Source organism: Chitinophaga deserti (assembly GCF_003149455.1).
In the GTDB taxonomy this organism is placed as follows: Bacteria; Bacteroidota; Bacteroidia; order Chitinophagales; family Chitinophagaceae; genus Chitinophaga; species Chitinophaga deserti.
Map to the genome: position 1 here is coordinate 569238 of NZ_QFFK01000003.1, position 17547 is coordinate 586784.

Below are 17547 nucleotides of genomic sequence, written 5' to 3' on the forward strand. Positions count from 1 at the left end.
ACTTTTTAACATATGAAAAAATCCGTAAAAATATTATGGGTGACCTTTGGATGCGGGGTGTCTTTATTCCTCATCCTCCTCCTGTTGATCAATCTCCGGATCATCGGCCACATGCCCAGCATGGAGGAACTGGAAAACCCGCGTACAGCGCTTGCTTCCGAAGTGATCGCTGAAGACGGTACAATTATGGGTAAATACCTGCAGGTAGACCGTTCCAATGTCGACTACAAGGATATTTCTCCCAACGTAATCAATGCACTTCTCGCTACGGAAGACCGTAATTTCTACAGTCACTCCGGTATCGACGCCAAGGCTACAGCGGCCATTCCTTTCTACCTCCTGATTGGTAAAAAGCGTGGCTCTTCTACCATCACCCAGCAGCTGGCACTTAACCTTCAGCAGGATGGGGAGGGTAAAACCCGTTCCCGCAACCTGGTAGTCCGCTCTTTCCAGAAGCTTTCGGAATGGGTGATCGCCATTAAACTGGAAAGAAACCTTACCAAAAAAGAAATCATCACGCTTTACCTCAATACGGTTGCATTCGGCGATAACGTGTACGGCATAGAAAACGGCGCGCGTACCTTCTTCAGCAAAGACCCCTCCCGCCTTTCTATTGAAGAGGCCGCTACGCTGGTAGGTATGCTGAAAGGCTCCACACAGTACAATCCCCGCCGTAACCCGGTAATGGCACTTAACCGCCGCAATACCGTAATCGATAACATGGTAAGCGAAGGATACATCACCAGTGCCGATGGCAGTTCTGCCAAAGGCCGTCCCATTGTGCTGCGCTACAATAAGCTCGACCATAACAAAGGCCTGGCCCCCTACTTCCGCGAAGTATTGCGCAGCGAACTGAAAACCTGGTGCAAGGAACATACTAAACCCGATGGTTCTGAATACAACCTTTACCGCGATGGCCTGAAGATTTATACCACCATCAATCCCCGCATGCAGCTGTATGCAGAGGAAGCTGTGGCCCACCATCTGAAAGACCTCCAGAAGCAGTTCCAGCAGCAGGCTAATATCAAGTCCGGCAAAGTATGGAATGGCAACATCGCTTCCAGGGACCTGCAGAACTTCATCAAGGATACCGACCGCTACCGGAGCATGAAGGAAGAAGAAGCTACTGATGAAGAGATACAAAAGGCTTTCAACACACCAACTAAAATGAAAGCCTTCTCCTGGCGCAGTTATACCAATACCGAGATCAATGACATCGATACGGTAATGACGCCCCTGGACTCCATCAAGTATCACCGTGCCATCTTACAGTCCGGCTTCATGGCTATGGACCCTGAAAGCGGAGAGATCAAAGCATGGGTAGGCGGCCCCGACTTCAGGTATTTCAAGAACGACCACGTATATAAAACCACCCGCCAGGTAGGTTCTACGTTCAAGCCGTTCCTGTACCTGTTTGCACTTATGAATGGATTCAATCCCAATACAATGCTCCCCAACGAGCCTGTTACCATCGGCAACTGGACGCTTTCCCGCAACTCAGAAGGCAGTGTGGGCGGCTCCATTTCAATGGCGGGTGCACTGGCCAAATCACTGAACCTGGTGAGCGCATACCTCATCAAACAGTTCGGCGCCAAATCTTTCGCCAATTTCGCGAACGATAAGATCGGCTTCCAGTCCAGCAAGATTGAACCTTATCCGTCCATTGCGCTGGGTACATCTACCCTCTCGCTGTACGACATGCTGAGAGCTTACACCATGTTCCCTGCACGTGGTGTAATCACTACTCCCATATACATTACCCGTATCGAAGACCGTTTTGGTAATATCCTCGAAACATATGTTCCGGAGAAGAAGGAAGTGATCAGCGAAATAGATGCTTATACTATGGTGAAGATGATGGAAGGCGTTACTGCTCCCGGAGGTACCGGTGCACGTATGCGCTTCCGTTACAACATCCCCGGTGAAGTAGCGGGTAAAACCGGTACTACCAACGATAACACCGATGGCTGGTTCCTTGGATACACACCGCAATTGCTTGCAGGCGCCTGGGTAGGCTGCGACAACAACTACCTCCGCTTCAGCAGCACCGCACTGGGCCAGGGTGCTAATACCGGTCTGCCTATCTTCGCATTGTTTATGCAGAAAGTATATGCAGACAAAACGCTTGGCATCGATCCTAAGTCTACCTTCCCGATTCCTGCCAATATGCACAACGATCTGTATTTCAACTACGAGTCTAACATACAGCCCGGTGCAGAAGCGGAAGACGTAGGTAATGGCGGTGCCAGCGACTACGAAAGTGTTGATGTAGGAGCATACGGTGAGCCGGTAGAGCAGCAACCGAAGGAAGCTCCTAAAGATACTCCCAAGGAACAAAAGGATCCAAAAGAAGCGCCAAAGGAAAAAGCCCCTAAGCGCGATGAGCCTCAGCCTTCCGGCCAGCAGCCCAAAGCACAGATGCCTCCCAAACCAAAAAGCAATAACTGATTATAAAAAAAGAGCGTGTATTCACATACACGCTCTTTTTTTATATAAACTATTATCATGCTCATGCAATGAGTAAGATGCCCGTTCAGGTTAATCCTGCTTCACATAAGTAAGCCGGTTATACTTCATGGAATTATCAATCAGCTGGATCGCTATTTTCAAAATACCAGCTTCTGCTTCTGCATCCACTTTAGGGGTATCGTCTGTAGGCTTATGATAATCATCGTGGCCGCCGGTATGCAGGAACAGAACAGGTACGCCTGCTATGAAAAAGCTATGGTGATCACTGCCTCCCTTGCCTGAGCCGTCTGTGAAGAATTTAATGCCACCATCCTGCACACCCTTAAAAATAGCCGGCCATTCTTCTGCCGTACCATATCCTCCAATGCCAACACCGCGTTTGGGATCGTACCTGCCAATCATATCCATGTTCAGCATGAAATGTGCCTTGCCCAATGAATCAATGGGGTAACGGGTGTAATACTTCGAGCCATGCAGCCCCAGCTCTTCACCACCAAAAGCGATGAACAGGAAGTTAAAAGGCTCCTTCACTTCATTACCCTGGTAATGCCTGGCCAGTTCCAGCAGCCCGGCAACGCCGGAAGCATTATCGTCGGCGCCATTATGAATCTCATTCGGATAGCGGCCGTTAAACAGTTCGCCATGCCCCAGATGGTCGTAGTGTGCACCAATGATCACAGTGCGGGCAGCACCGTTGTCGATGAAACCAATCACGTTCTTGCTGCGCAGATTGTAATGATTGCCGCGTGCAAATACGAAGTGCTGATAATACTGTCCTCCGATGGCGGGTTTAAGTCCAATGCTGCGGAACTGTTTCTCCACATACTTCGCTGCTTTCTCCCCTCCTTTTGTTTCGGTACCACGGCCTTTCAGCTTATCCGAAGCCAGGTAACCAACCGTTGCTTTAATGCGCTCAGGTGAAGGGGTGGTTTCTTGTGCGGTGGCGGCTCCTGCTGCGGCCAGCCAGATAATCAATATAGCAATCTGCTTCATACGGGTAAAAATAAAAAAGGCCCCGTTGTAACGAGGCCTTTTTGTGTTATACGGTTGTATTATTTCTTGCGTGTTTTCTGCATTTCAGCCTGGCGCTTCTGCATATCCTCCAGTTTTTCCGCCCATTTGGACTTCGACTGGGGTTTGGATTTATTCGCCTGGATCTGTGCATGGATCTTATCGTGGTTGATGATAAACGTCTGAATTACCCATTGCAGCAGGATCGAGATCACGTTGCTCAGGAAGTAATAGTACGTGAGTGCCGCGGCCATTTTGTTGAAGATACCCAACAGCATGATCGGGAATACGTAAGGCATATACTTCATCACCGGATTGCTCTGGTCGGCCATTCCCCTGTTGTAGAACGCGAGGATAAGGCTCGTGATCGTCATCAGGATGGTGAACAGGGAAATGTGATCGCCATACAGCGGAATATCAAAACCGAAGTTATAGATAGAGTCGTATGTGCTAAGGTCATTCGCCCACAGGAAGCTTTCCTGACGCAGCTCGATGGAGCTGGGGAAGAAGGAGTACATCGCCACAAGGATGGGCAGCTGCAACAGTGCAGGCAAACATCCACCGAGCGGGTTCACACCGGCACTGCGGAAAAGCTTCATCTGTTCCATACCAAAGGCCTGCTGATCGTCTTTATAACGGGCACGCAGTTCATCCAGTTCAGGCTTCAGCACTTTCATCTTGGCAGACGACACATAGCTCTGGTAAGTGAACGGTGCAATGATGAGGCGGATGAAGATGGTGAGCAGGAGGATGATCAGACCGTAGTTGGAGGTAAGTCCACCGAGGAAGTCGAACACAGGGATGATGATCCAGATGTTGACATATTTCACGAAAGCGAAAATACCGGTACCGAGGGGGATGATCTTCTGCAGCTCAATATCCATGGCTTTGAGGGCCTTGTACTTATTGGGGCCGTAATACACTTCGATGGGGAAGGTATAGCTGGCGGCGCCATTGTACGGGATGAAGAGCGTGGTCATCTGCTGGCCAACGATATTGGGGCTCTGCGGTACTTTCGAATGAATGTCGGCAGAAGCGAAGTTATCTTTTTTAGCGATGAGCGTGGTGTTGAAGAACTGCTGCTTGAAGCTTACCCATTGCAGCGGAGTGGCCAGCTTCTTCTCGCTGGTGTTCATCAGCGTGAAGTAGTCATGGTCTTTCTGAGCATCGCGCCAGTGGATCTGGTTGTTCATGCGCTCCTGTTCCATACTGTGCTCCTGGAGGTCTGACTGACTGTTCCACTGAAGCTCGGCATTTTTGCTGCCCAGGACACTCTGCATACCTACCAGGTTAATGGTATAATCTACAAGGTAGCTGTCGTTTTTCAGCATATAGGTATACTCGATGTACTGACCCGGGGTGCTGGTGGAAAGGCGGTAGCTGACAGACTGGCTGCCATCAGGATGCTTTTCAAGGTTACCGGGGGTAAAGAATACATCTGCAGTATTGAGCGATTGGTTATTGGCCAGGGGCACTTTAATACCCTGACGGTTGAACGAACCTTTTTGCAGCATAAGAGGCTGGCCGGCAGAGGATTTGAATTCCAGCAGCTGGATTTCTTTAGGCTGGCCGCCTTTATTGGTGAAAGTGATTTTCACCAGTTTGTTTTCCAGAATGGTGGTGGCTTCGGCGCCGGTGGCCGCGTGGGTAAAGGGACCGTATTCGCTGCTGAGGCGTGCAGAATCATGGGGAGCAACGGCTGCAGAGCTGTCTCCCAGCGCTACAGTCTTACTTTGTTCTGCTTTAGGCTTGTTCAGGTTAGCGATGGAATCCTGCCGGGCCTTTTCGATTTTTGCGTCCTGCGAGCTTTTCTGGTTCCACCAGATGTACCCAACAAGTAGGGCGCCCAGTAACACAAAACCAATGACCGAATTTCTATCCATGTCGAAAATTAAAATTTAAGGAGCAAAGGTAATATAAAGGCGGGTATGATGCATGATTTCTGTTAGCGGAAATGTTAAAGTATCCCGCTAACAGAAATCGTACTTACATCAAGATTAATTTATTCATGTACCACTTTCTCTTCCTGCTGCTTAGCCTTTCCATTCCTGGATTCAGCATAGGTTTTTGCAGCCGCAATAAAGCTAACGAAGAGAGGTGCCGGGCTTTCCACGGTGGATTTAAGCTCGGGGTGGAACTGGCCGCCCACGAAGAAGGGATGACCGGGTAGTTCGATCATTTCCACAAGTCCGGTTTCCGGATTCTTACCGGAAGCCACCAGGCCTGTTTTCTCAAACTGGTCGAGGAAGTCGTTATTAAACTCATAACGGTGGCGGTGGCGCTCAGAAATAGCGGTTGCCCCGTTATAGATGGCGGAAGCCTGTGAGCCTGGTTTCAGGTCGCATGCATAAGCTCCAAGGCGCATAGTACCGCCCATTTTAGTCACTTTCTTCTGCTCTTCCATGAGGTTGATCACCGGATAAGGAGTTTCCGGGTTCATTTCGGTAGAGTGTGCCTCACGAAGGCCCATTACGTTACGGGCGTATTCCACTACGGCCATTTGCATGCCGAGGCAGATACCGAAGAAAGGCAGACTGTTTTCACGGGCATACTGGATAGCCGTGATTTTGCCTTCAATACCGCGGTGACCGAAACCGGGGGCTACGAGTAAGCCATCCAGGTTTTTCAGTTTCTCACATACGTTATCGGGCGTAATATGCTCAGAGTGAATGTTTTGCACTATCACCTTGCATTCATTTACCGCACCGGCATGAATGAATGATTCAAGAATGGATTTATAAGCATCCTGCAATTCCACGTATTTACCGATGAGACCGATGGTTACTTTGGTTTTGGGATACTTCAGTTTATCGAGGAACTCGCGCCATTTGGTGAGCTCAGGCTCTTTCTCAACGGGGAGGTTCAGTTTCTTAAGGGTGATGACGTCGAGTTTTTCCCGCATCATTTCCAGGGGTACTTCGTAGATGGTTCCCACGTCGTTAGCCTCGATCACCGCATCTACCTGTACATTACAGAAAAGCGCGATTTTCTTCTTCAGCTCACGGTACATAGGTTCTTCGGTACGGCATACGATGATGTCCGGATGAACGCCATTTTCACTGAGCAGTCTTACAGAGTGCTGCGTAGGCTTGGTTTTAAGCTCTTTTGCCGCACGGAGGTAAGGGATGAGGGTGAGGTGAATTACCAGGCAATCTTCTTCTCCCAGTTCCCATTGCAACTGGCGAACTGCCTCTACGTAGGGCAGTGACTCAATGTCGCCCACGGTTCCACCCAGCTCGGTGATTACAATATCATATTTATTGTCTTTCCCCAGCAGGAGAATGCGGCGTTTGATTTCGTCAGTAATGTGAGGGATTACCTGAACGGTTTTACCCAGGTATGCGCCTTCGCGCTCTTTGTTGATAACAGTCTGGTAAATACGGCCCGTGGTAACGTTGTTGGCCTGAGAGGTGGGCGTATTAAGGAAACGCTCGTAGTGACCAAGGTCAAGGTCTGTTTCTGCGCCATCTTCAGTTACAAAGCACTCGCCGTGCTCGTAAGGGTTTAATGTTCCCGGATCCACATTGATATACGGATCAAATTTCTGAATTGTCACTTTAAAGCCACGTGCCTGCAATAATTTAGCAAGGGATGCAGCGATAATTCCTTTACCCAATGAGGAAGTAACACCTCCCGTAACGAAGATATATTTTGCCATAAAAACTAAGTTCCTGATTCTTTTACTTGACCAAAGAGGGAAGTGATGCCGGGACTGTAATGGTGGTATCCTGTCAAGTAAATTACTTCCGTAAGGTCATGCAAAGTTACACAAATTTGCTACCCTCCCAAACCGAATTTTCTCAGGAGCCTTAAAAACCGCCCGCAAACCATCCACCATGGCTAGTTTCAAAAATTTCCCGCCGGGAGCTGCGCCCAAACCTTCTTCCACAGCATGCCCCGGGAATTGTCAAAGCATTCCCGTAATTTTGCCCCCTGAAATTCGTTCCATTATGACTTTGATGCCTAAAAAGGCCCATGAATCCCTCATTCAGATGACCGAACTGGTATTGCCCAACGATACCAACACTTTCGGTAACCTGATGGGTGGCCGCCTGATGTACTGGATGGACATTGCCGCTGCCCTGGCCTGCATGAAACATTGCGCCGCTCCGGTAGTAACTGCCTCCGTAGACAATATTTCCTTCGAAAATCCCATTAAACTGGGCAATGTGGTGCATATAGAGGCCATCGTCACCCGCGCTTTCACTACTTCCATAGAGGTACATATGAAGGTTTGGGGGGAAGATCCCGTGATGCAATACCGGTACAAGTCCAACGAAGCGTTCATGACCTTCGTAGCCCTTGACCCCAATGGCAAATCACGCCCCGTTCCGCAAATCATCGCCGAGTCGGAAGATGAGAAGAAACTGTACGAAGGCGCCCTCCGCCGCCGACAGCTCCGCCTCATCCTGGGTGGTAAAATGAAACCTGCAGACGCGAACGAGCTGAAGGCACTTTTTACCGAAGCATAATTATCCAGTCTGAAAAATAGTTGAAGGGCCGCCCAACCGGGCGGCCCTTTCTATTACGTGTTTACGTTATATTTAAGCATATAATCATCTTTTTATGTTAAACACCCAAAGCAATGCCCGCCTGGCCGGCTTCCTGTACCTGATCGTAGTGATAACCGGCATCCTTTCCCTTGGCTATATCCCTTCACAACTGGAAGCATCCGGTACATATGAAAACAACATCCTCCTCCGCTGGGGCATTCTATCCAGCATCATCTGCTATCTGGCCTTCCTGCTGCTCCCCCTCATACTTTACCGCATTTTCAGCCCTTTTAATGAACCACTATCCCGCCTGATGGTGATCCTGGCGGTGGTAAGCGTTCCCATAGCCCTTGTTAACCTGCAACACCGCTTTGCCCTCCTGAATGGAGGTAATGTGAAACACCACCTTGAAATGTACAGCTACGGCCTCCGGATTGTATCCATCTTCTGGGGGTTATGGCTCCTGCCATTCGGATTGCTGGTCATCAAAAGCCGGTTGCTGCCGCGGGTACTGGGTTACTTCCTGATTCTTGGATGCATCGGGTACATCACCAGGTTTACCGGTCTGCTGATGATCCCGGATTTCGGGAACCTCCCGGTTGCAGGTTATCTGACGCTGCCTGCCACCATCGGAGAGATCGGCAGCTGCCTTTGGCTCCTTATTATAGGCGTGCGCAGGCAAACTGCATAAAAAAAAGGAGCGTGCTGCCACGCTCCTCTTATATTGGATCAATCTGATATAAATTTATTCACCTTTGCCCACCAACACGCTGGTCAGTTCGTTCAGCTTCCGTACTTTCTCGGAAAAGTCTCCTTTCAAACGGTCGCGGATGGCGTGCAGGTGGTGCAAAACTGATTCCAGTCCTTCAGGAATGGCTTCATTCAACACTTCTTTGAGTCTTTTGGCAATGGTGGGCGATTTACCGTTGGTACTGATAGCGATTTTCAGATTCCCTTTCTGTACTACGGAGCTCAGATAAAAGTCACACAGCGCAGGGGTATCCGCAACATTTACCAGTACCTTGGCCGCTTTGGCTTTTTCCCAGATGCAGTGGTTCAGTTCCTTATCGGCCGTGGCGGCTATTACCAGGTCTTTCCCAAAAATATCCCCGCAGGAAAAAGCTTTCTCCACCAGTGTAATGTTGGAGTAACCTTCAACAATACCGGCCATTTCAGGGGCAAACCAGGTAGCCACAACAGTCACCCTTGCATTCGGACAGTTATTCAGGATAGCGCCCACTTTCTCGCAGCCCACGTTTCCTCCGCCTACTACAAGAACCTGCAGCTGGTCGAGTTTAAGAAAAATGGGGAAAAGATGGTTTTGCTCCATGACTACAAGTTAAAAAATTATACGGCGAGTTTATAGTCGTCTGCCAGTTTCGTTTGCAGTGCCTGGAACGCTTCGTGGAAGCGAACCACTTCACCGATAACGATAATAGCCGGGTTGCGCAGGTCCTGTTCTTCCGCAATGGCTGCCAGGTTAGCAGCATTGCCCACACCTACTTTCTGGTCGGGCAGGGTACCGTTCTGAATGATTGCAGCAGGAACATCCCCTCTTCCTTTCGCTTCATATACAGCAGCGATTTCGGAGAGTTTGCTCATACCCATGAGTATTACTACCGTGGTATCGGCCTGGATAGCGAATTCCAGGTCGCGGCTCAGCTTGCCGTCCTGCGTAGTGCCCGTGATCACCCAGAAGCCTTCGCTCACGTTGCGCGCGGTAACGGGTATTTTATTGACCCCGGGCACGGATATGGCGCTGCTGATACCGGGAATTACTTCGGTTTCGATACCATATTGCTGTGCTGCGGCAAGTTCTTCCTGTCCACGTCCAAACACGAAGGAGTCGCCTCCTTTCAGTCTTACCACGCTACCGTAGGTGAGAGCGTATTTCACGATCATGCGGTTGATTTCCGCCTGGGTGTATACATGCATACCGGCGCGTTTACCTACAAAGCGTTTGAGGCAATTCTGCGGAGCATGGTCCAGCAGTTCGTTGTTGGAGAGCGCATCGTAGAGGATCACCCGTGCCTGTTGAATGGCCTTCAGCCCTTTCACCGTGATCAGTTCCGGATCGCCGGGACCGGCGCCTACCAGTGTCACTTTCGGATGTAATGTTTGCATGATCGTGTTTTTAAGAATGGTGGTTGATGATTAGGCATTGGCGGCGGCAGACTGGCGGGCAGTGCGATACTGCTGCGCGCGGTCGTAAAACGCTTTGGCCTGTTGGAAATATTGTTTTGCGAAGCTTTCTGTGGGCTCGTGCTGATTGATCTGCAGTACCAGGGCGCGGAAAGTTCCTTCTACAGGAAGCTTGCCGGTTTCCACGAAATGCTTGTCGAAGTCATTGATGATGCCGTGCTGCGTGTTACAGTTCACGTTTTCGTCGAGCAGGATGCTCTTGGCTGTTTGGATGAGGCAGGCGTAGGAATGATAAATTCCATCAGCCCAGGCGTTTTTCGCGAACGATTGTGCAGCCCAGTCCAGTTTCTCTTCCGCTTCAAACAACAGGGTGGCAATCAGGTCGATCATTACACCGGCGCACTCACCTACCCCAATGGCAGTAGAGAATGTTTCTGCCTGTCCCCAGTCGATGAAGTCACCATCGCTCAGCGCGGTAAGATCTGCCAAAGGCTTCAGCAGTTCATAGAAGTACTTCTCACCATTACGGTCGTAGTATTCGTTAAACAGCTCGTTAGACTGGCGGTTGGATTCATAATCGTGCAGCAGGGCGCGAAGTACATCCGGACCTTTACGGCTGGGTACTTTCAATACTTTGTCAGATACACGGCCTTCACCATCACCTACTATGCCGCCTCCGAGGAGTACCTGGAGTGCAGGGAGTACCCGGCCACCACTCTTCAGGGAGGAGCCATGGAAGCCGATGTGGGCAAGCCCGTGCTGGCCGCAGGAGTTCATACAGCCGGATATTTTGATTTTGATATCGTTGTTATAGATCAGATCGGGGAATTCGTCACGGATCACATCTTCCAGTGCCGCGGCAATACCTGTGGAGCTTGAAATCCCGAGGTTGCAGGTATCGGTGCCGGGGCAGGCGGTAATGTCGGCCACAGAGTCGAAACCGGCTGCCTGAAGGTTATTTTCTTCCAACAGGTGGTAAACATAACCCAGATGCTCTGCACGGATGAATTTCAGCAACAGGCCCTGGTTCACGGTTACGCGAACATCATCTGCCACCACAGGAGCCAGTTTTTCTAACAGGGCGCGGGAGGTTACTGAGCTGATATTGCCGAGGGGAACCCGGATGTATGCGCCAAAGTAGCCCGACTGCTTTTGCTCGAAGGTGTTGGTTCTTTTCCAGGCTTCGAAGGCTTTGGGATCACGGATAGTGAATGCCGGCAGTTCGGGATTGGCAGCAGGAGGCACTGTTTCCGGGAAAGCGGCATAATCTATCGGGAAAGTCTTGGATTTGAGGGCTTTATGTTCCTCTTTCACGAGGCGCTCAAATTCTTCGATACCTATTTTCTGGATGAGGAATTTCAGACGGGCCTTGTGGCGGGAAGATCTTTCGCCATGGCGGTCGAATACGCGGAGGAGGCTCTCGATATAAGGAATGAGCTGATCCGTTTCCAGGAACTCGAAGGCCACTTTTGCCAGATAAGGCTGGGCACCAAGGCCACCGCCTACGAGGATTTTAAATCCACGCACTTCCTTACCGTCTACGATGCGGATCTTGGGGATGGCACCGAGGTCGTGCATGAAGGTGAGTGCCGTATCTTTTTCACTGGAGGAGAAGGCCATTTTGAATTTACGGCCCATATCCTGGCAGATGGGGTTGCGGAGGAAGTAACGGAACGCGGCATCTGCGTAAGGCGTAACATCAAAAGGCTCGTTAGGATCGATGCCTGCAGTGTCTGACGCTGTGATGTTACGTACGGTATTACCGCAAGCTTCGCGTAGGGTAATATCATCAAGCTCCAGTTTAGCCCACAGTTCAGGGGTGCGGTCCAGCGACACGAAGTGTATCTGGATATCCTGCCGGGTGGTAAGGTGCAGGTTACCGGTGGAATATTCGTCGGAGATATCGGAAATGCGTTTCCATTGCTGGAGAGACATTTTACCATAAGGGAGCTTTATACGGACCATCTGCACACCTTGCTGGCGCTGGCCGTATACGCCACGGGCCAGGCGGAGGGAGCGGAATTTTTCGTCCGTCATTTTGCCTTCGCGGTAGAGTCTGATCTTCTGCTCCAGCTCAATGATGTCCTTTTCTACGATCGGATTTTCCAGTTCGGTTCTGAAACTTTGCATGTTTAAAGAGTTGCGCGTGATAAAATGGTATTCATAACATTGGCGGCGCCGTGCCGGAAAAACAAAAGCCTCCTGAACAAAGGAGGCTTGTAGTATGTGTCTGTAAACAGATATTTCCTATGTAAGCGCTCCGCCCTAGTCTGTTGAGTTTCCCCAACAGCACCCGCACATATGCATCATCACCTTTGTTATTTCATAACCCATATTCCTATAGAATTTGTAGAGTAATACAAAGGTAGCCGTCCACCCTCACAACGCAAAACTTTTTTTCATAAAAAAGGCAGGGTGTTTTTAGAAAATATCTAACAGGTAGGGGGTCAGGGGTAGTCCGCTGGCCGGTCAGCCGTTGCGTCGCACGCTGCTACGGCGGGATTGAGCTCAGCAGCAGCAATCGGGGCTGTAATCCTCCGGTTATGGGTCATAACTATTATTTATGGGGGAAAGGGCCTTGCCACTGCTGTCTCCCGGCAGGAATTGCGCAGATTAACTGGATTTCAGCCCCACTGCAGTTAAACCAGGGGGCATCAATGGCACCAGGAAATAAAAACGGCTCAGGAAATGGATATGGATAAGGCACGGGATTGGGAACAGGATCTGGTAACAGGTAGCACCAGGAGCAACATCAATGGCACCGGTATATTAAACAGCTCAGCATTCGGACCAGGCATGGGATATGGAACAGGTTACACCAGGTGCAACCTCAACGGCATCAGGAAATAAAAACGGTTCTGGATATGGATATGGATAAGGCACGGGATTGGAAACAGGATCTGGTATCAGGTAGCACCAGGAGCAATATCAATGGCACCAGTATATTAAACAGCTCAGGATACGGATCAGGCACGGGATATGGAACAGAATATGGAGCTGCAACTGGATCCGGTTACACCAGGAGCAACTTCAACGGCACCAGGATACGGATTAGACTCAGGATATGGAACTGAATTTCGAATTGCATCTGGAACTGCAACCGGATCTGGAATCTGGTTATTGACTATAGCCTCCAGCCGCCCCATTCCATTTTACATCACTTACTTAATTAATTCATTTACAACATAATACACCAACATCCACCCAGTACCGGCCTAATTCCCTCCCCTATTCCCTAAAAACCGCGTACCTTTGCGGCGCAAAAAGAGACATTATTTATGATCCAGACGGCGATTTTTGACATGGACGGACTCCTTATTGACTCCGAACCCCTCTGGGGCGTTGCGATGCGGGAAGTCTTTTCCACGGTAGGCGTAACCCTCTCCCCCGAGCTCACCCACCTCACTACCGGCCTCCGTACCCGCGAAGTTGTCAGTTACTGGCATGATTACTTCGGTTGGGACGCCAAAAGTCCTGAGCAGGTGAGTGATGAGATCATCGAAAGCGTTACTGCTAAAATCCTCCGTCATGGCCAGGCTATGGAAGGCCTCGAATATATCCTCGATTTCTTCCGCTCCCGCAACTACCGTGTAGGCCTCGCCTCTTCGTCTCCCATGCGCCTCATCCAGTCTGTACTGGATCATCTGCACATCCGCGATTACTTCGATGCCGTAACCTCCGCAGAGTTTGAAGCTTACGGCAAACCCCACCCGGCAGTATACCTCGCCTGCGCAGCCGAACTTAACACCCATCCGCTCAACTGCCTCGCTTTCGAGGACTCCGTTACCGGCATGACGGCCGCCAAAGCAGCGCGCATGAAAGTAGTGGTAGTTCCAGAAGCACATAAACGCACCGAACCGCGCTTCGTACTGGCAGACATGCAGCTCCCCTCACTCCTCGCATTTGGAGAAGCGGAACTGGAGAAGCTCTCCATGTAGTAACATAAAGTTTGGATAAGAAACGGCGGGCAGTATCAGAGTTCGATACCCCGCCCCTGGATGTATTTGCGGAGATATTCAATTCCAGGTTTACAGTTAGCAAGATTTATTCTCTGCTCTTTTCGAAAACTCTCAATGTCTATAATGCCCTTATACCTCGCAACCTGGCTGCCTTTATGCAAATCATGATAGTGCTCCCAGGCTTTTGTGTTAATAGGCATTGCACCACATAGTTTAGGGTTACAACTTCGTTCTATTTCTGCATGTGATTTCCCGATGTAGATCTGCCTCTTGTCTGCTAATGCTCTGACCCAATGTAGCGCCGTATAAAACAACAGGGTAATCTTCCAATCATCATACTCATCCGGGTGTTTATTGCACAAATCAGCATACAAACGTAAATTATGCCTTGCCTGTCTTATATATTCCTGCATCAGTGTGTTTATAAATTATCGGCCAATTTTCATTCTCATATTTCTCCTTGATTTCACAAGGCACATACTGGAAACTAACAGGATAGCGCTCTGCAACATCCAGCATCTCATAGTCACCCAGCAAAGAACTTAATGCTAATCTATATTCAAATGCATCAGACACATTTTGAATGTAAAACGAAAGTGAACCTTCCTCCGGCTGGTAAACCTTCTCTATGAAGGAATTATGCCGGGAAAGCATCCTACGGATAAGCTCACGGATCAATTTCATATTCATCTCACGTACATCCTTTCCGACAATAAAATCAGGCTGTAGAGCCTCTTTTCCGAACATCTCAATCTTAATGCGCAAAAGCAGATTACTTAACTTCCGCCTTTTAGCTGCAGGCCCTGGCCGCCATTGAAGTGGTTCAATAATTTCAGTAAACATTTCATTGATTTTATGCCGGCAATCTAAATAAAAACCAAACTGAAAAATTTTTCTTTCGCCTGTTTTTCCCTGTTCAAACTGTTCATTTTCAATGGTGGAATATATACCATCGCACTATGAGAAAAAGGATGTCAATATGCTAAAAACAGAAAAGGGCACCTCTCTCCGAGGTGCCCTTTTCAATTATCGTTACCTATCAACTAGAACCTGTAAGTAAGGTTGCCCGACACGCGACGGGGCATTTGTTTTTCTACGGTCGTCCAGCCACCGAAATATTCCTTATCGGCTATGTTATCCACTTTCAGTGCCAGCCTGAATGCTTTCCAGGTGTAAAATGCAGAAGCATTGAACACCGTGTAAGCCGGAAGCGTGAAGATGCCCGTACGGGAATCGTTGGTAATCACGTTCTCGCTGGCATAGTTACCACCCGCACCAAAACCAAGTCCTTTCAACATTCCACCCTGTAAAGAATAGCTGGCCCAGAAGTTAGCCAGGTGCTCAGGACCCGCACTTACCGGCCTGCGGCCTACTGTAAATGCATTCGCTTTCACCAGCTCGCTTTTATTATATCCGTAACCGAAAATGATATTCAGTCCACTAACAGGTGAAGTATTCAGATCTGCCTCGATACCACGGCTGCGCTGGGTACCTTCCTGTACTTCATAATTATAGGTTACACCTTCTTTGATAATGCTGGCGGGGAGCGCAAGGTTATTCACCTTCAGATCATAATAGCTGAGGGTGAAGTTCAGTTTGTTCTTCAGCATGTTCAGTTTCACACCGCCTTCGTACTGGTTAGCCTGCTGGGGTTTGAAGTTACCATCCAGTTCGGGCAGTGGCTGGGTTTTGGGAGCTACGTTCTTGAATCCGTTCATGTAGTTGGCAAACAGGCTCACCTGGTCTTTCACCACCTGGTAAACAAGTCCGAACTTGGGAGATACAGCGAACTGGTTATAGTTACCTGTTCTTTTATTGGAAATAAAGTCCAGTGTGCCTTTGCTGTCGAAGTAATCCACACGTACGCTGGCCATGGCAATCAGCTGATCCGTGATGTTGAGTACATCGGAAACATAAGCACTATAGGTGTATTGCGATTGCTTGTTACGGGTGAAGCCGCTGCTCAGCTTAGCAAGACTTGCATCTACCGACTCCCGGTTCAGCTGGTGGTAACGGGGATCGTTCAGATTCACAGACGATACGGAATCGAAGCGGTTATAAGGTGAGTTATCGGCTCTGGATTGAATGCTGAGGAAGTCGAGACCAAACACTACGCGGTTACGCATGGATCCGATCTTGAAATCACCAATGAAGTTCTGCTGGATACCGGTAGCCTCTGTAGTAGAGTTCTGAGTATATACAAACCGGCTGAGGAGTGTATCGTTCGGTTTGGTAACTCCCTGATCCAGGAACATCACGTACTGGTAATATCCATCGCTTTTACGGTGACTATAAGAAAGGTTGGTCTGGGAAGTCCATTTGCCTGAGAGCTTATACTTTACCTGACCGTAAAAGTTATTGGTGGGGGTATGGTAAGAAATATCGTTGCTGGTGAAGGAACGGTTGAAGTCGATCCCCAGTTCATCCGGTGTACGGAATTTCAGCTGGCGCGTTCTGTTCAGGAATATCATCAGCGGGTTGGTAGCTTCTCCGTTGTAAATCTCTGCATTCAGATCAATGCTCAGCCTGTCACTCAGATTGAATGTAAAGCTGGGAGCCACGAATACCGACTTGCGGAAGCCCGCATCCTGGAAAGAGTTTTCATGATGGTATGCCGCATTCAGGCGGAAGAGTACCGACTTGCCGGCGTTCAGCGGAGCATTGATATCTGCAGTAATACGGTGCAGATCGTAGCTGCCGCCGGTATAAGATACTTCACCGCCAAAATGGTCATACGGCTTTTTGGTGACGATATTGATCAGACCGCCGAAAGAGATGAGGCTGCTGCCGAATAAAGTTCCGGAGGGGCCTTTAATGGTTTCGATATGTTCGATGTTTGCCGGATCAATGGAGCCGTTGGAAATACCCGCAATACCATTGATCATGGAAGGCTGTACAGCAAAGCCGCGCATGGAGAAATATCCTGCTCCGTCGTTCGGACGGCCGGTGGAAGTCCACAGCCTGCTAACGCCGGGAGCATTGCGGAGTGCGTCATCGAAATTGGTAACTACCTGCTCTTTCATCAGCTCAAGGCCCACGGTGTTATACACCTGCGGGTTCTCCAGGTTCTTGATAGGCAGGCGGGCAATATGATCGCTTTCGCGCTTCCCTTTCAGCTGGATGCCTTTTACGATTACTTCGCTGAGCTGGGTATTGGATAATTTCAGATCGATTTTCACATCGGCCGTCTGGCTGGCTACTACAGTTACGGTTTGTTCTGATGTTTCGAAACCTATAAGGGAAACCTGTAGGGTATAGGTTCCAGCCTGCACGCGGCGGATGGTGAACTCCCCTTTCTCGTTGGTCATATCCCCACGGTTCTTGCCTTTGAGCAGCACGGTCACCATAGGAGCCGGCTGGCCATCGTTCGTATACACAATACCGGTTATATCACCGGGTGCCAGCTCTTCAGCCTTTGCCACGTTGGCGCACCCGATCATTAGTATAATTAAGTAGAAAAATTGTTTCATCGT

12 protein-coding genes are annotated in these 17547 nt (G+C 49.4%); 4 read left to right on the forward strand and 8 right to left on the reverse strand.

Annotated elements, in window-relative coordinates:
• Positions 1-12: 12 nt before the first annotated feature.
• Complete coding sequence (locus DEV76_RS09545; protein WP_109697644.1) at positions 13-2448, forward strand: transglycosylase domain-containing protein; 2436 nt, start codon at positions 13-15, stop codon at positions 2446-2448.
• Positions 2449-2538: 90 nt separating this feature from the next.
• Here the strand turns inward: DEV76_RS09545 and DEV76_RS09550 are convergent, their stop codons facing one another.
• From DEV76_RS09550 to DEV76_RS09560, 3 genes are all read right to left on the reverse strand, one after another.
• On the reverse strand, positions 2539-3462 hold the full coding sequence (locus DEV76_RS09550; RefSeq protein ID WP_109697645.1) for a M20/M25/M40 family metallo-hydrolase: 924 nt from the start codon (positions 3460-3462) through the stop codon (positions 2539-2541).
• Positions 3463-3521: 59 nt separating this feature from the next.
• The gene (gene yidC, locus DEV76_RS09555; protein ID WP_109697646.1) at positions 3522-5363 is read right to left on the reverse strand and encodes a membrane protein insertase YidC; all 1842 of its coding nucleotides are present in this window, start codon (positions 5361-5363) and stop codon (positions 3522-3524) included.
• A 119-nt stretch (positions 5364-5482) separates the two neighbouring features.
• Complete coding sequence (locus tag DEV76_RS09560) at positions 5483-7138, reverse strand: CTP synthase (protein ID WP_109697647.1); 1656 nt, start codon at positions 7136-7138, stop codon at positions 5483-5485.
• Positions 7139-7430: 292 nt separating this feature from the next.
• Between DEV76_RS09560 and DEV76_RS09565 the strand changes: the two genes are divergently transcribed.
• The gene (locus DEV76_RS09565; protein ID WP_109697648.1) at positions 7431-7952 is read left to right on the forward strand and encodes an acyl-CoA thioesterase; all 522 of its coding nucleotides are present in this window, start codon (positions 7431-7433) and stop codon (positions 7950-7952) included.
• A 94-nt stretch (positions 7953-8046) separates the two neighbouring features.
• Positions 8047-8664 carry a DUF4386 domain-containing protein gene (locus DEV76_RS09570; RefSeq protein ID WP_109697649.1) on the forward strand — a complete coding sequence of 206 codons (618 nt, stop codon included), beginning with the start codon at positions 8047-8049 and terminating at the stop codon, positions 8662-8664.
• Positions 8665-8718: 54 nt separating this feature from the next.
• On the opposite strand, the gene DEV76_RS09575 is transcribed toward DEV76_RS09570, so the two are convergent.
• From DEV76_RS09575 to DEV76_RS09585, 3 genes are read right to left on the reverse strand one after another with little or no spacing between them, the layout of a single operon-like run.
• On the reverse strand, positions 8719-9303 hold the full coding sequence (locus tag DEV76_RS09575; RefSeq protein ID WP_109697650.1) for a precorrin-2 dehydrogenase/sirohydrochlorin ferrochelatase family protein: 585 nt from the start codon (positions 9301-9303) through the stop codon (positions 8719-8721).
• 17 nt (positions 9304-9320) lie between these two features.
• Positions 9321-10097, reverse strand: coding sequence for a uroporphyrinogen-III C-methyltransferase (cobA, locus tag DEV76_RS09580; RefSeq protein WP_109697651.1), 777 nt, complete (start codon positions 10095-10097; stop codon positions 9321-9323).
• 30 nt (positions 10098-10127) lie between these two features.
• The gene (locus DEV76_RS09585; RefSeq protein WP_109697652.1) at positions 10128-12245 is read right to left on the reverse strand and encodes a HEPN domain-containing protein; all 2118 of its coding nucleotides are present in this window, start codon (positions 12243-12245) and stop codon (positions 10128-10130) included.
• Between the two features lie 1148 nt (positions 12246-13393).
• Between DEV76_RS09585 and hxpB the strand changes: the two genes are divergently transcribed.
• Positions 13394-14053, forward strand: a complete 660-nt coding sequence (gene hxpB, locus DEV76_RS09590) for a hexitol phosphatase HxpB (protein ID WP_109697653.1) — start codon at positions 13394-13396, stop codon at positions 14051-14053.
• 402 nt (positions 14054-14455) lie between these two features.
• Here hxpB and DEV76_RS09600 read toward each other — a convergent pair whose 3' ends face one another.
• Both DEV76_RS09600 and DEV76_RS09605 read right to left on the reverse strand, forming a co-directional pair.
• The gene (locus tag DEV76_RS09600) at positions 14456-14917 is read right to left on the reverse strand and encodes a hypothetical protein (protein WP_109697655.1); all 462 of its coding nucleotides are present in this window, start codon (positions 14915-14917) and stop codon (positions 14456-14458) included.
• A gap of 200 nt (positions 14918-15117) precedes the next feature.
• The gene (locus tag DEV76_RS09605) at positions 15118-17544 is read right to left on the reverse strand and encodes a TonB-dependent receptor (protein ID WP_109697656.1); all 2427 of its coding nucleotides are present in this window, start codon (positions 17542-17544) and stop codon (positions 15118-15120) included.
• Between the last annotated feature and the right edge of the window lie 3 nt (positions 17545-17547).